Source organism: Amycolatopsis sp. NPDC006125, from assembly GCF_040614195.1.
Lineage (GTDB): Bacteria > Actinomycetota > Actinomycetes > Mycobacteriales > Pseudonocardiaceae > Amycolatopsis_E > Amycolatopsis_E tucumanensis.
In genome coordinates this window covers 24,186-38,097 of record NZ_JBEXTZ010000060.1, presented here as the reverse complement: position 1 = coordinate 38,097, position 13,912 = coordinate 24,186, and the positions used below count along the sequence as shown (strand labels likewise).

The 13,912-nt window shown below is 72.7% G+C and carries 12 protein-coding genes; all 12 read right to left on the bottom strand.

Going from position 1 to position 13,912, the window contains the following annotated elements; translation table 11 throughout:
* Positions 1 to 102: 102 nt before the first annotated feature.
* Positions 103 to 1,107: an alcohol dehydrogenase catalytic domain-containing protein gene (locus ABZ193_RS27240; RefSeq protein ID WP_354711972.1), complete on the bottom strand. Its 1,005-nt coding sequence runs from the start codon at positions 1,105 to 1,107 to the stop codon at positions 103 to 105.
* Entirely contained in the window at positions 1,107 to 1,565 is a 459-nt protein-coding gene (gene tsaE / locus ABZ193_RS27235) for a tRNA (adenosine(37)-N6)-threonylcarbamoyltransferase complex ATPase subunit type 1 TsaE (protein ID WP_020420018.1), read from the bottom strand. The genes ABZ193_RS27240 and tsaE overlap by 1 nt, the downstream gene beginning before the upstream one ends.
* Positions 1,562 to 2,659 carry an alpha/beta hydrolase gene (locus tag ABZ193_RS27230; protein WP_354711971.1) on the bottom strand — a complete coding sequence of 366 codons (1,098 nt, stop codon included), beginning with the start codon at positions 2,657 to 2,659 and terminating at the stop codon, positions 1,562 to 1,564. The genes tsaE and ABZ193_RS27230 overlap by 4 nt, the downstream gene beginning before the upstream one ends.
* Entirely contained in the window at positions 2,659 to 3,783 is a 1,125-nt protein-coding gene (gene alr / locus ABZ193_RS27225; protein WP_354711970.1) for an alanine racemase, read from the bottom strand. The genes ABZ193_RS27230 and alr overlap by 1 nt, the downstream gene beginning before the upstream one ends.
* Positions 3,784 to 3,909: 126 nt before the next feature.
* The gene (xylB, locus tag ABZ193_RS27220) at positions 3,910 to 5,322 is read right to left on the bottom strand and encodes a xylulokinase (protein WP_020420015.1); all 1,413 of its coding nucleotides are present in this window, start codon (positions 5,320 to 5,322) and stop codon (positions 3,910 to 3,912) included.
* Positions 5,319 to 6,110 (bottom strand): DeoR/GlpR family DNA-binding transcription regulator, encoded by a 792-nt coding sequence (locus tag ABZ193_RS27215; RefSeq protein ID WP_020420014.1) that lies wholly within the window; start codon positions 6,108 to 6,110, stop codon positions 5,319 to 5,321. The genes xylB and ABZ193_RS27215 overlap by 4 nt, the downstream gene beginning before the upstream one ends.
* Complete coding sequence (locus ABZ193_RS27210) at positions 6,103 to 7,122, bottom strand: NAD(P)-dependent alcohol dehydrogenase (RefSeq protein ID WP_354711977.1); 1,020 nt, start codon at positions 7,120 to 7,122, stop codon at positions 6,103 to 6,105. Before ABZ193_RS27210 ends, ABZ193_RS27215 begins: the two co-directional genes overlap by 8 nt.
* Before the next feature lies 1 nt (position 7,123).
* Entirely contained in the window at positions 7,124 to 7,969 is an 846-nt protein-coding gene (locus tag ABZ193_RS27205) for a carbohydrate ABC transporter permease (RefSeq protein ID WP_020420012.1), read from the bottom strand.
* On the bottom strand, positions 7,966 to 8,886 hold the full coding sequence (locus ABZ193_RS27200; RefSeq protein ID WP_354711968.1) for a sugar ABC transporter permease: 921 nt from the start codon (positions 8,884 to 8,886) through the stop codon (positions 7,966 to 7,968). The genes ABZ193_RS27205 and ABZ193_RS27200 overlap by 4 nt, the downstream gene beginning before the upstream one ends.
* Positions 8,883 to 10,343, bottom strand: coding sequence for an extracellular solute-binding protein (locus ABZ193_RS27195; protein ID WP_237339599.1), 1,461 nt, complete (start codon positions 10,341 to 10,343; stop codon positions 8,883 to 8,885). Before ABZ193_RS27195 ends, ABZ193_RS27200 begins: the two co-directional genes overlap by 4 nt.
* A gap of 201 nt (positions 10,344 to 10,544) precedes the next feature.
* Positions 10,545 to 11,984, bottom strand: a complete 1,440-nt coding sequence (locus ABZ193_RS27190; protein WP_354711967.1) for an NAD(P)H-hydrate dehydratase — start codon at positions 11,982 to 11,984, stop codon at positions 10,545 to 10,547.
* Positions 11,985 to 11,994: 10 nt separating this feature from the next.
* On the bottom strand, positions 11,995 to 13,857 hold the full coding sequence (gene glmS / locus ABZ193_RS27185; RefSeq protein WP_354711966.1) for a glutamine--fructose-6-phosphate transaminase (isomerizing): 1,863 nt from the start codon (positions 13,855 to 13,857) through the stop codon (positions 11,995 to 11,997).
* Positions 13,858 to 13,912: the final 55 nt, after the last annotated feature.

Genomic DNA, 13,912 nt, shown 5'->3' with positions numbered 1-13,912 from the left:
CTCGCGCGCGGGAGCGCGGGCCGCGTGCCTGCGGGCACGAGGCTCTGGCCGGATTCAGAACTCGCGCCCGCGCGGGTAGGGCTCGCGCCGGGCGGAGTCGGGTCAGGGGTGCAGCAGGACCTTGCCGGTGTCGACGGCGGGGTCCTCCAGCAGCCGCAGGGCGCGTTCGGCTTCCTCCAGCGGGAACTCGTGCGTGATCAGCGGCCCGGGGTCCAGCAGACCGGTCGCGAAGGCCCGCACGGCGTGCGTCCACGCGCGGGACGGCGCGCCGAACACCGTGTGCACCGTCACCGCGGCCGTCACCAGGTCCGCGGGCGCGATCGGCTCCGTCTCGTGGCCCGCCAGGCCCGTCAGCACCACCCGGCCGCCGCGGCGGCACATCCGCACCGCCTGCGCGCCCGTGCCCGGCGCGCCCGCCGCCTCCACCACCACGTCGAACCCGCCCGGCGCCGCGCCCGGGCTGTAGAAGCCGGTCGCGCCGCAGAAGCGGGACGCGGGCACCGCGCGGGAGGCCCGCGGGTCCACCACGACCAGCTCGGCCGGGCCGCTCGCCGCCAGCAGCTGCGTCGCCAGCAGGCCGAGCGTGCCGCCGCCGATCACCGCCACCCGTTCGCCCGGCACGACCGCCGCGAGCAGCGTCGCGGCCGCCATGCACGCCGCCGGTTCCAGCAGCGCCGCGGCGCGCAGGTCGGCGCCGTCGGGCAGCACGTGCAGCAGCCGCGCCGGAATGCGCAGCTCGTCGGCCCACGCGCCGGGCTGGGTGAAGCCCGTCTCGTCGTACTCGGCGGTGCACAGGGTCGTGTCGCCGCGCCGGCACGGGGCGCACCGGCCGCAGTTGCGGAACCCTTCGCCCACCACGGGTTTGCCGAGCAGCTCCGGGTCGGTGCCCGGCCCCAGCTCGACGACCGTGCCCGACCACTCGTGCCCGGGCACCACCGGGTACCGCACGTAACCCTCGGCCCGCGTCCCGGCGAGCACCTCGCGGTCCGACCCGCAGATCCCCGCCCACTCGACGCGGACGACGACCTCGCCGTGGCCGGGGTCCTCCGGCTCGGTCCGCACTACGCTCAGCTTGCCGGGAGCCTCGACGACGACCGCGCGCCCCATCAGCCCACCAGCTCGGGTACGCGCTCGACCCACGAGCCGTGCGGCTCCAGGGTCAGTTCCCGCACGTCGTCGGGCCGCCGGTCGATCCGGACCACCAGGTGGTCGGACGACAGCCGCTCCGCGGAACCCTCGCCCCACTCCACGACCACGGCGGCCGATTCGAGGTCGGTGTCCAGGTCCAGGTCGTCGAGCTGCGCCAGGTCACCGCCGAGGCGGTAGGCGTCGACGTGCACCAGCGCGACGCCGCGCTCCCCCGCCGGGTGCACCCGCGCGATCACGAACGTCGGCGAGCTGACCCGCCCGGACACGCCCAGCCCGGCCGCGATCCCGCGCGTCAGCACGGTCTTGCCCGCGCCGAGCGGACCGGCGAGCAGGACGACGTCGCCCGCCCGCAACGTGCGGCCCAGCGACTCGCCGAACGCCACCGTGTCGTCGGCCGTCGGTAACTCGATGCTCATTGGTTCAACCACCGCCACATCCGCCGCGGGCGGGACTCGTCCGTCACTCCCGCGCACCGCTGTACCAGGTCGATGAGGTGGCTGTCGACCACCTCGGGCTGTTCGAGCTGCACCATGTGCCCGGCGCCACGCACCCGCACCAGCTCGGCGTCGGGCAGCTCCGCCGCGATCCGTTCAGCGTGCGAGTACGGCGTGAACCGGTCGGTGTCGGCGCCGATCACCAGCACGTGCGCGTGCTTCAGACCGGCCAGCGCCGCGTACCGGTTGTGGCTACCGAGCGTGTCGACGAACCCGACCAGCTCCTTCACCGACGTCACGGCCAGCATCTCGAGCATGAAGTCGACCACGCGCGGGTCGACGTCGCGGGAGCCGAACGCGAGCAGCCGCACGGCCTGCCGGGTCAGCTGCCCGCCCGCGGCCCGCACGAACTCGACCAGCCCCGGCTGCCACCCGGCGAGCTCGCCGACACCGCGGGTCAGCGGGTTGTACTTGGACAGCAGCCCACGCGGCAGCCCCTTGCGGCCCACCTCGCCCGCCGCGGTGGCGATGAACGCGACCCCGCAGATCCGCTCGGCGAACAACTCCGGGTTCTGCTGGGCCAGCTCCATGACCACCATGCCGCCCATGGAGTGCCCCATGAGCACGATCGGCCCCTCGGGCGCGACGGCGCGCAGCACCGCGTCGAGGTCGCGGGCCAGTTGTTCGATGGTGCTGGTCTTCTCGTTGGCCGGGCCGGACATGCCGTGCCCGCGGTGGTCGTAGTAGACCTGCCGCACGCGCGGCAAGGTGAGCGATGCCAGGTCGCGGCGCTGGAAGTGCCAGCTCAGCTGCGACAACGCGAACCCGTGCACACCCACCACGGTCAGCTCGGGTTTGCCGCCGTCGGCCGGGTCGATCTCGGACACCGACAGCGGCGTGCCGTCGTCCGCGGCGACCGTGGAGGTGCGGTCGGGGTCGAGGGTGCCGAGCCGTTCGCCGGTGAGGTGGTCCCGCTGGCGCTGCTGCTGCGCGGTCACCGCGATGGTGGCCGCCGCGGTGCCGGTGACCAGCGCGACGGCACCGCCGAGCACGGTGAGCATCCGGCGGGACACCATCAGACGTCCTCCCCCAGGTACCGCCGCCGGATCCGCGGCCGGTACATGCCGGTGACGATCTCGTAGTCGATGGTGCCGATCTTGTCGGCCCATTCGCGTGCGGTCGGTTCGCCCCGGGCGCCGTCGCCGAACAGGACCACCTCCGCGCCCAGCGGCGGCTCGTCGTCGCCGCAGTCCACGACCAGCTGGTCCATGCACACGCGACCGGCGACCGGACGGCGCTTGCCGTGCAGCCACACGTCCATCCGGCCGGACAGCGTGCGCGGCACCCCGTCGGCGTAACCGGTGGGCACGAGGGCGAGCGTGGTGTCCCGCCGCGCGGTCCACGTGTGTCCATAGGAGACGGACTCGCCGGCGCGGATCCGCTTGGTGAGCACGACCGACGAGCGGAACGTCATCACCGGGCGCAGGTCCTCGGGTTGCGGGTTGGGGTTGAGGCCGTAGATCGCGATGCCCGGGCGGACGAGGTCGAAGTGCAGGTCCGGCCGGTTCAGCGTGGCGGCCGAGTTCGCCAGGTGCCGCAACGGGTTCAGGCCGGCCTCGCGCGCGATCTCGTACGCCGCGGCGAAGCGCTCGGCCTGCTGGTCGGTCGCCGGGTGGCCAGGCTCGTCGGCGCACGCGAGGTGCGACCAGATGGCGACGACCTCGACGTCCGGCTCCCCGGCGGCTTCCTTGACCAGGGCGGGCCAGTCCGCGGCGGGGCAGCCGTTGCGGGACAGGCCGGTGTCGATCTTCAGGTGGACCCGGGCACGCTTGCCGGTGCGACGGGCGGCTTCGGCAATGCGCGCGAGTTCGGCCCGGGAGCTGGCCGAGAGGTCGACGTCCGCGGCGATGCCCGGCGCGAAATCGGTGGTCGGCAGGTCGAGCCAGGCCAGGATGGGCGCGGTGATGCCCGCCTCGCGCAGCGCGAGCGCCTCGCCCAGGGAGCAGGCGCCGAGCCAGGTCGCGCCGGCCTGCAGCGCGGCGCGCGCGACGGGGACCGCGCCGTGGCCGTAGCCGTCGGCCTTGACGACCGCCATCGTGGCGGCGCCGGAAGCCGTCGCCCTGCTCGCGAGCAGGGCGACGTTGTGCCGCAGGGCAGCCAGGTCGACGACAACCTCGGCGCGGGGGAGATCGGGGCTCATCGGGGTCCATTTTCCCACGTCCGGGCCGCCGGGCGCCCTGCGGGCGGTGTCGGACGCCTCACGGCGTCGGGTGATCGGGTCGGGTGCCGACCTCCCCCGCCGCCGCCATGGACCGTTTTCCCTACCTCACGCCCCCTGCACCGGCACGTCGTGCACCAGCTGTCGCACCGCCAGGTGCCTGCCGCGGATCTCGTTGCCGACCTCGGGCGACTGCGGCTGCTCCAGCGTCACCTGCGCCTTCGCCTCCCACACCGGCGGCTCCGCGCCTCCCGCCAGCGCCCAGGCCGCCTGGCGCGCGGCGCCCAGCGCGACGTGCTCCGCCGGCTCCGGCACCACCACCGGCACCCCGAACACGATCGGCGCGATCGCCCGCACCGCCTCGGACTGGGCCGCCCCGCCGATCAGCAGCACCCGCCGGGCGGCCAGGCCCTGTGCCGCCACCGCGTCGAGGCCCGCCGACAGGCCGCACAGCATCCCTTCGACCGCGGCGCGCGCCACGTTTTCCGGCGTCATGTTGCCCCGGCGCAAGCCGTGCAGCGAACCGGCCGCCGTGGGCAGGTTCGGGGTGCGCTCGCCGTCCAGGTACGGCAGCAGCGTCAGGCCCTCGGCGCCCGGCTGGGCCGCCAGCGCCAGCCGGTCGAGCCCGGCCAGGTCGGTGCCCAGCATCGCGGCCGTCGCGGTCAGGACGCGCGCCGCGTTGAGCGTGCAGGCCAGCGGCAGGAACCGGCCGGTCGCGTCGGCGAAACCGGCGACCAGTCCGGTGGCGTCCGCGGACGCCGTCTCGCACACGCCGAACACCGTGCCGCTCGTGCCCAGCGACACCACGACGTCGCCCTCGCCGAGACCGAGCGCCAGCGCCGCGGCCATGTTGTCGCCCGTGCCCGCCGACACCAGCACCCCGTCCGGCGTCCGCCCGGCCGCCTCCGCCGGGCCCAGCACCCGCGGCAGCTCCGGGTCCCGGCCGCCGAACGCGTGCTTGAGGATGTCCCGCCGGTACACGCCCTCCGCCGGCGAGAAGTAGCCCGTGCCGGACGCGTCGCCGCGGTCGGTCACCGGCTCGCCGCCGGTCAGCCGCCAGGTCAGCCAGTCGTGCGGCAGCACCACGCGCGCCACCCGGTCGGCCAGCTCCGGCTCGTTCTCCGCGAGCCACCGCAGCTTCGTCACGGTGAAGCTGGCGACCGGCACCGAGCCGACCGCCTCCGTCCACGCCGCCGGGCCGCCAAGCTCCCGCACCAGGTCCTCGGCCGCCTGCCCGGACCGCGTGTCGTTCCACAGCAACGCCGGCCGCACGACCTCGCCGTCCTCGTCGAGCGTCACCATGCCGTGCTGCTGACCGCCGACGCCGAGCGCCTGGACGCCGTCCAGCAACCCGTCGCTGGCCTCGGTGAACGCCCGCCACCACTCGCGCGGGTCCACCTCGGTCGCGTCCGGGTGCGCGGCGCGGCCGGTGCGCACCACCGCGCCCGTCTCCGCGTCGCAGACGACGATCTTGGTCGATTGGGTGGACGAGTCGACCCCGGCCACGAGCTTGTCCGTCATGATCCCTCCGGAACTTCGGCCACGAGCACTTCCACGCCGAGCGCCCGCATCGCGGCGATCTCGTCGGCGGGCGTCATGTCGTCGGTGATCACGACGTCGTAGGCGCCGACGTCACCGTAGTCGTAGGTCGCCGTGCGGCCGAACTTCGAATGGTCGACCACGAGCACGTTCCGGTTCGACGCGGCCAGCGCGGCCGTCTTCAGGTCGGCGTAGTCGCGCACCGGGTGGTAGAGCCGCCCGCCTGCGACCGCCGTCGCGGAGACGAACCCGACGTCGGCGCGCATCCGGCCCAGGGCGGCGACGGTGTCCGGACCGCTGCACGAGTCGAACTCCGTGTAGCGGCCGCCGAGCAGCAGCACCTCGACGCCCTCGGCCTCGCCGAGGATGCGGGCCTCCTCCAGGGAGTTGGTGATCACCACCAGCCGCCCCAGCTCCGGGAACCGGCGGACCAGCGGGAACAACGTCGTCGAGTCGTCGACGAACACCGTCTGCCCGGCCGTCACCTGCTCGAACGCCAGCGCCGACAACGCTTCCTTCAGCGGCAGGTTGAGGTTCTCCCGGAAGCGCTTCGCCGTCTCCATGGTCAGCGCCGGGTACGCCGCCACCTTGCCGCGCAGCTTGCGCAGCAGCCGCCGCTCCGCGAGGTCGTCGAGGTCGCGGTGCATCGTCATCAGGCTGACCCCGAACTGCTCGGTCAGCTGATCGATGCGCACCTCACCGCAGTCGATCACGTGCCGCAGGACCTCCTGGCGGCGCTGCTCGACCTCGGCGTCGGACGGTCTAGGCACGCACCACCGCCTTGATGACCGAGTCGTCCTTCCCGGCGATGGTGAGGGCCTGCTCGACCTCGTCCAGCCCGAACCGGTGGGTGACCAGGCGGTCCAGGTCGACCTCGCCGCCCGCGGCCAGCGCGATCGCCGTCGGCCAGGTGTTCGCGTACCGGAAGGTGCCGGTGACCTCCAGTTCGAAGTTCTGCACGTGCGCCAGCGGCAGCGGGATCTCGTCGCCGCCCATGCCGATCAGCACGACCCGGCCGGCGCGGGCGACCGTGCGGATCGCCTGCCCGGCCGCGGCGGGCACGCCCGAGCACTCGAGCAGCACATCCGGCTCGAACACGGCGTCGGCCAGGCTCTCCCGCGACACGTCGATCGTCGCAGTCGCGCCCAGCTCCTCCGCCACCTGGAGGCGCCGCGGGTTGACGTCGGTGACGACGACCTCGCTCGCGCCGAACGCCCGCGCGGTCTGCGTCGCGACCAGCCCGATCGGCCCCGCGCCGGTGATCAGCACCCGGCTGCCCGGCGCGATGCGCGACTTGCGGCTCGCCCACACACCCACCGACAGCGGTTCGAGCAGCCCGGCCGCGTCGTCGCTGAGCGCGTCCGGCACCGGGTGCGCGAAGTCCTCACGCAGCACCACGTACTCGCAGAACGCGCCGTCGATCGGCGGGGTGCCGAAGAACCGCATGCGCGGGCACAGGTTGTAGCGGCCCGCCTTGCACTCGGCGCACACCGAGCACGGCACGCCCGGTTCGAGGGCCACCCGCGCGCCGATCTCGTGCCGCCGCGCGTCCTTCCCCCTGGCGACGACCACCCCGCTGGGCTCGTGGCCGAGGACCAGCGGCTGCTCGACGACGAAGTCGCCGATGCGGCCGTGCTCGTAGTAGTGCACGTCGGAACCGCAGGTGCCGACGGAGGCGACCCGGATCAGCACCTCGTCCGGCGCAGGCTCCGGCACGGGACGCTCCTCGACGCGGATGTCGTGGATCCCGTACAGCACGGCGACCTTCATCGTCGCGGGCACTTCACTCACCTGTCACGGCTCCCAGCGTCAGGCCGGTGACCAGCCACCGGCGCACGGCGAGACCGGCCACGATCATCGGCAACACCACAATAGTGCCGATGGCCGTGAGCTGGCCCCAGTCGATTCCCGTCTGCGTCACGAGCTGGTCGGCGGCGATCGGCAGGGTCTGCGAGTGCGGACCGCTGAACACCAGCGCGAACGCGTAGTCGTTCCAGGAGAACACCAGGCACAGCACGAAGGTGGTCACCAGGCCCGACTTGGTCAGCGGCAGCACGACGTGCCAGAACGCCTGCCACCGCGTGCAGCCCGCGACCAGCGCCGACTCCTCCACCGACGGCGGCACCTCGGCGAAGAACGCGCTCATCAGCCAGATCGCGAACGGCAGGTTGAACGTCAGGTACGCCAGGATCAGCCCGGGGATGCTGTCGATCAGGTTCGCGCCGCGGAACAGCAGGAACAGCGGCAGCACCACGACGGCGATCGGCGCCATCCGGGTCGAGATGATCCAGAACGCGACGTGCTTCTTGGCCCGCATGCGGGTCCCGGCGAGCCCGTAGCCCGCCAGCGCGCCGATCGCGACGGCGAGCACCGACGAGATCCCGGACGCGAGCACGCTGTGCCAGATGTAGGGGCCGAGGTTGTTGGCCCCGGTGAACAGGCTGCGGTAGTTCTCCAGTGTCGGCTGGAACAGGAACTCCGGCTCCGCGGCCGTGACGTCCACATCGGACTTGAACGAGGACGCCACCATCCACACCAGCGGCACCAGCGTCCACAGCAGACCGACGATCACCACGGCGCGGACGCCCACCCGGGCGCGCAGCGGCGTGCGGTCGATGGCGCTCGTCATCGGGTCAGCCCCTTCCTGTCCAGCACCCGGACGAACGCCCGCGCGATGAGGATCGTCACGACGAGCATGACGAGCCCGATCACCGCGGCGTAGCCGAGGTCGAAGAAGCGGAAAGCGGTTTCGTACAACCGGATCGGCACTGTCTTGGTCGCGTCCGCCGGGCCGCCGTTGGTGGTGACGCTGATGATGTCGAAGTAGCGGATCGCGTCCATCGAGCGGATCAGCAGCGCAACCAGCAGCACCCCGGAGATCGAGGGCAGCAGGACGTGCCGGAAGCTCTGCCAGCCGTTCGCGCCGTCCAGCGCCGCGGCCTCGCGGATGCTCTGCGGCACCGCGGTCAGGCCGGCGAGCACGACCAGCGTGATCAGCGGCGTCCACTCCCAGACGTCCATCGCGACCACCGCGAGGAACGCCGACGTGCCGCCGCCGAGGATGTCGCCGTGGTAGCCGACCAGGCCTAGCAGCCACGTGTAGAGGCCGAACGTGGAGTCGGTGAGGAACCGGCCGAGCAGGCCGACGATCACCGGCGCGACGAACATCGGCAGCAGGAACAGCGTCAGCAGCAGGTTGCGGGCGCGCACCAGCTTCCACAGGCACAGCGCGAATCCCAGGCCCAGCACCATTTCCAGGCCGACGGTCAGCACGAAGAAGGCGATGGTGCGCAGCCACTGCACCCACAGGTCGAGGTCGCCGAACAGCCGCGCCCAGTAGGTCAGGCCTACGTTGTCGAACACGACCCCGCCGAGCAGGTGCACGCGCGAGAAGCTCATCGCGATGATCGTGACCAGCGGGATGACCGACAACAGCGCGAGCAGGATCATGCCCGGCGTCAGCATGAGGCCGTGGAAGCCGATCCGCTTGCGTGGCTTGGTGTTCCGCACCGGCGCCTCGGCTGGCGCGTCGATTGTCGTGGTCATGCCGCCCACCCCCGTGCCGTGATCCGGTCGATCTTCGTGGCTGCGCCGCGCATGGTGTCGGCGGGCGAGGAGTCACCGGCGAGCATTTTGGACAGTTGCGTGTAGACGGCGGTGTCGCACTCGTTCCACATCGGGATCTTCGGCCGCAGACCGATGTTCTCCGGCTGCCACGCGGTCGCCACGGCGGGCGCGGCGAGGATGTTCGGCATCGCGGAGGGCCGGTGCTCGGCGGCGCGGACCTCGGGCAGGTCGTAGACGGACTGCCGGGTCGGGGTGCCGCCGCCTGCCTCGCTCTTGAGGTTGGCCAGCTGCGTCTGCGTCGAGGTCGCCCAGAGGACGAACAGCCACGCGGCCATGCGCTCGTTGGGCTGGGTGTTGCCGTTGATGCCGATGCCGCAGCCGCCGTAGTGGTTGGCGGAGCGGACCGGACCGCGCGGCAGCGGGGCGTAACCGAAGCGGCCGGGCATGGCCTTCTCGTTGGCCGCCGCGTACTCGTGCCAGTTGACGCACATCGCGATCCGGCCCGAGCTGAGCGCCGGGGCGAGGCCGTTCCAGTCCCAGGTCTTCGACGACGGGTCGGCGATCGACAGGAGCCGCTGGTAGAACTCGGCGGCGGCGATGGCCTGGTCGCTGCCGAGGCGGCACGGGCCGGGGTCGGTGGTGCCGTAGAGGCCGACCTCGGTGCCGTTGTCGAAGTAGTCGCCGCCGTATGACCACAGCACGTTGGAGAAGTCGCACATCAGCGAGTCGTGTTGTTTGGCCTGGTGGCCGGTGCCGTAGGCGACTTCGTCGGCGTTGTCGTTGAACCACCGGGCGATCCGCAGGTACTCGTCCCAGGTGCGGTCGAGGCCGGGCGTCGGGTCGAAGCCGAGGTCGTCGGCCATGCGCGCGCCGTACTTGTCGAACAGGTCGGCGCGGTACTGCCAGATCATCGTCGGGCAGTCGTAGGGGACGGCGAAGATCTTGTCCCGGTCGCCGAACCGGCCGGCCGCGTCGAGCTGGGTCGGGATGAAGTCGTCCCAGCCGGTGAACTCGGGCAGGCCGGGCTGCGCGGCGAGCTCGCGCAGGTCGACCAGGCCCTTCGAGTAGGGCGCGAGCACCTGGTAGGGGTCGGCGTAGATCACGTGGTACTGCGATTCGCCGCCGGCCAGGTCGAGCGCGACCTTCTGGACCAGGGCGGACAGCTCCAGCGTGACGATGTTGACGTTGATGCCGGTCAGGTCGGTGAACGGCTTGAGGTTCGCCGCGATCGCCGCGGTGGGGGCGGTGTTCTCCGAGATCAGGTTGATGGTGGCGCCTGCGAACTGGCGCCAGCGGTCGTCGGTGACGATCCGCGGCGCGTCCTGGCGGGCGCTGCAGGCGCCGAGCAGGCCGCCGGTGGCGAGGGCCGCGCCGCCCGCCAGTGCCCCCCTGAGCACCGACCGCCGCGCGACGCCCCTGGGGGGCGCTCCCGTCATTGGGTTCCTCCGTAGTTGGTGGGGACGCCCACTTATTTACCAGAGGATCTCGCGGTTGTTAACACATAACTCGATAACTTGATGGGTAAGTTCTCCTATGGGAGCTCTCCGTGATCGTTCGTGTTCAGAACGCGGTCGATCTAGGTCTGCGCGGCCTCCGGAATCGCCGCGAGGATCGCGCCCGGGAGCCCCCGCTCCGCGTCAGAGCGCCGCGGCGCGCACGGTCCGCACAGCGTCCGGGATCGAGGCCAAAATCCCCGACGCCGAGACCGGCACGCCCCGCGCCGCCAGATCCCCCGCCAGCGAATGCACGTACGCCGCACACCCGGCAGCCAGCCACGGCTCCAACCCACCCGCCAGCAGCGAGCCGATCAACCCGGACAGCACGTCCCCGGAACCGGCCGTCGCCAGCCACGAGCCGCGCGCGACGTTCACCAGCACCCGGCCGTCCGGGGCGGCGACGATCGTCACGTTGCCCTTCAGCAGCACCACGGCGTCGTACTTCGCCGCGGCCTCCCGCACCGACGCCACCCGGTCCTCCCCCGGCGGGCGGCCCATCAGGCGTTCGAACTCGCCCGCGTGCGGGGTCAGCACCAGCGGCGTGCCCGGGTCACGAGCGTCCAGGACGTCCGGGCGGTGCGCCATCAGCGTCGTCGCGTCGGCGTCCGCGCACACCGGGACCCCGGCGCCGAGCACGTGCCCCAGCACCTCACGCCCCTCGCGGCCGGTCCCGATCCCCGGCCCGACCACCCACGCCTGCACCCGCCCGGCGTCGGTCACCGAACCGGTCGCCACGACCTCCGGCCACCGCGACCGCACGACGTCGGCCGCCGGCCCGGCGTAGCGCACCATGCCGGACGTCGCGAGCACCGCCGAACCGGTCGCGAGCACAGCCGCGCCCGGGTAGGTCGCCGATCCGGCCGCGACGCCCGTCACGCCCTGGCTGTACTTGTTGTCCGCCGGCCCCGGCACCGGCCACGCGCGCCCGACGTCGGCCGCGTCCAGCTGCCACAGGTCCGGATCGTCCAGTTCCAGCCCGATGTCGACCAGCTCGACCCGCCCGCAGCGCGACGGGTTGAGCACGTGCACCGGTTTGCGCGCGCCGAACGTCACCGTCCGCGTGGCCGTGACCGCTTCGCCCGGCACTGCCCCAGTGTCCGGCTCGACGCCGCTGGGCAGGTCGACCGCCAGCACCGGCGCGCGAACGTGCTCGACCAGCGCGGCCGCGTCCGGGCGCAGGCCGCCGTGCGCGGACAGGCCGACGATCCCGTCGATCACCAGGTCCGCGGCTTCGAGCACCGCCGGCCCGTCCTCGGCGGACACCACCCGGCCCTTCGCCCGGCGCAGCGCGGCCAGCCCGGCGGCGTGCGCCTTCTCGGGCTTGAGCAGGATCGCGGTGACGCTCACGCCACGGCGGCGCAGGAACGCACCGGCCCACAACGCGTCGCCGCCGTTGTTGCCCGCGCCGACGAGCAGCGCGACGCGCCGCCCGGACACCTGCCCGGTGTGCTCGGCCAGCATCTCGGCCGCGTGCAGGGCGACCGCGAACGCGGCCTTGTGCATCAGCGCGCCCTCGGGCGTGGCGGCCAACAGCTTCTCTTCAGCCGAACGGATCCGGTCGGTGGTCCAGATTCCCTGCACGCGGCCCTGTTTACTCCACGGTCACGGACTTCGCCAGGTTCCGCGGCTTGTCCACGTCGTAACCACGCGAGCGAGCGATCTCGGCCGACAGCACCTGCAGCGGCACGGTGGACACCAGCGGCTGGAGCAGCGTCGGCACCGCCGGGACCTCGATCAGCTCGTCGGCGAACGGGCGCACCGTGTCGTCGCCCTCCTCGGCGATGACGATCGTGCGCGCGCCGCGGGCCTGGATCTCGCTGATGTTCGACACCAGCTTGGCGTGCAGCACCGCGCGGCCCTTCGGCGACGGCATCACGACGACGACCGGAAGGCCCTCCTCGATCAACGCGATCGGGCCGTGCTTCAGCTCACCGGCGGCGAACGCCTCGGCGTGCATGTACGCCAGCTCCTTGAGCTTGAGCGCGCCCTCCAGCGCGACCGGGTAGCCGACGTGCCTGCCCAGGAACAGCACGGCCTTCGAGTCGGCGATGTCCCGGCTCAGCTCGCGCACCTGGTCCACAGTGGACAGGACCTTCTGCACGGCGGCCGGCATGGCCTCCAGCTCGGCGAACTCGCGTGCCACCTCGTCCGGGTACTTCGTGCCGCGGGCCTGCGCCAGCGCGAGGCCGACGAGGTAGTTCGCCGCGATCTGCGACAGGAACGTCTTCGTCGCCGCGACCCCGACCTCCGGCCCGGCGTGCGTGTAGAGCACGGCGTCGGACTCGCGCGGGATCTGCGCGCCGTTGGTGTTGCACACGGCCAGCACGCGCGCCTTCTGGTCGCGGGCGTGGCGGATCGCTTCGAGCGTGTCCGCAGTCTCCCCGGACTGCGACACGGCGACGACCAGGGTGTCCCGGTCCAGCACCGGGTCGCGGTAGCGGAACTCGCTGGCCAGCTCGACCTCGACGGGCAGGCGGCACCAGTGCTCGATCGCGTACTTGGCGACCAGGCCGGAGTGGTAGGCCGAGCCGCAGGCCACCACGAACACCTTGTCGACCTCGCGCAGGTCCTGGTCGGACAGGCGCTGCTCGTCGAGGATGATGCGGCCGCGGTCGAAGTGGCCGCGCAGCGTGTTCGCCAGCGCCTCCGGCTGCTCCTCGATCTCCTTGAGCATGAAGTACTCGTGGCCGCCCTTCTCGGCGGCCGAGAGGTCCCAGTTGACCGTGAACGGCTTGCCCTGCGCGGGCTCGCCGGCGAAGTCGGAGATGTCGTAGCCGTCGCGGCTGATGACGACGACCTGGTCCTGGCCCAGCTCGACGGCCTCGCGGGTGTGCTCGATGAATGCCGACACGTCGGAGGCGACGAAGTGCTCGCCCTCGCCGACCCCCACGACCAGCGGCGACGACCGCCGCGCGGCGACGATCACGTCCGGCTGGTCGGCGTGGGTGACGACCAGGGTGAACGCGCCTTCGAGGCGGCGGCACACGGCCCGGACGCTGGCCGGCAGGTCGCCCTCGGTGGGGCCGTCGGCGTAGGCGCGGGCCACCAGGTGGGCCGCGGTCTCGGTGTCGGTGTCGCTGGTCATCTCGACACCGTCGGCCTCCAGCTCGGCCCGCAGGGCGGCGAAGTTCTCGATGATGCCGTTGTGCACGACCGCGACGCGCTGCGAGGCGTCCCGGTGCGGGTGCGAGTTGCGGTCGATGGGCGCGCCGTGGGTCGCCCAGCGGGTGTGACCCATGCCCGCGGTGCCCGCGAACCGGTCGAGGCCGTGTTCGGAGAGCGCGCCCTCCAGGTTGGCCAGGCGGCCCGCCTTGCGTTCGACGGTCAGCGCGCCGGCGCCGTCCAGCACGGCCACCCCGGCCGAGTCATACCCGCGGTACTCCATCCGGCGCAGCCCGCCGAGCACGACGTCCAGCGCCTGCCGGTGACCGACATATCCCACGATTCCGCACACACCACCAGCCTAACGAGGGATACCGGTCGCGCTCCCCCGGCTCATCTCCACCTCG

Bases quoted from the DNA above. Each gene is read 5' to 3' on its own strand.
- xylB (WP_020420015.1), bottom strand. From the start codon at position 5,322: ATGACGGACAAGCTCGTGGCCGGGGTCGACTCGTCCACCCAATCGACC.
- alr (WP_354711970.1), bottom strand. From the start codon at position 3,783: ATGAGCCCCGATCTCCCCCGCGCCGAGGTTGTCGTCGACCTGGCTGCC.
- ABZ193_RS27200 (WP_354711968.1), bottom strand. From the start codon at position 8,886: ATGACCACGACAATCGACGCGCCAGCCGAGGCGCCGGTGCGGAACACC.
- ABZ193_RS27230 (WP_354711971.1), bottom strand. From the start codon at position 2,659: ATGGTGTCCCGCCGGATGCTCACCGTGCTCGGCGGTGCCGTCGCGCTG.
- ABZ193_RS27195 (WP_237339599.1), bottom strand. From the start codon at position 10,343: ATGACGGGAGCGCCCCCCAGGGGCGTCGCGCGGCGGTCGGTGCTCAGG.
- ABZ193_RS27240 (WP_354711972.1), bottom strand. From the start codon at position 1,107: ATGGGGCGCGCGGTCGTCGTCGAGGCTCCCGGCAAGCTGAGCGTAGTG.
- ABZ193_RS27205 (WP_020420012.1), bottom strand. From the start codon at position 7,969: ATGACGAGCGCCATCGACCGCACGCCGCTGCGCGCCCGGGTGGGCGTC.
- tsaE (WP_020420018.1), bottom strand. From the start codon at position 1,565: ATGAGCATCGAGTTACCGACGGCCGACGACACGGTGGCGTTCGGCGAG.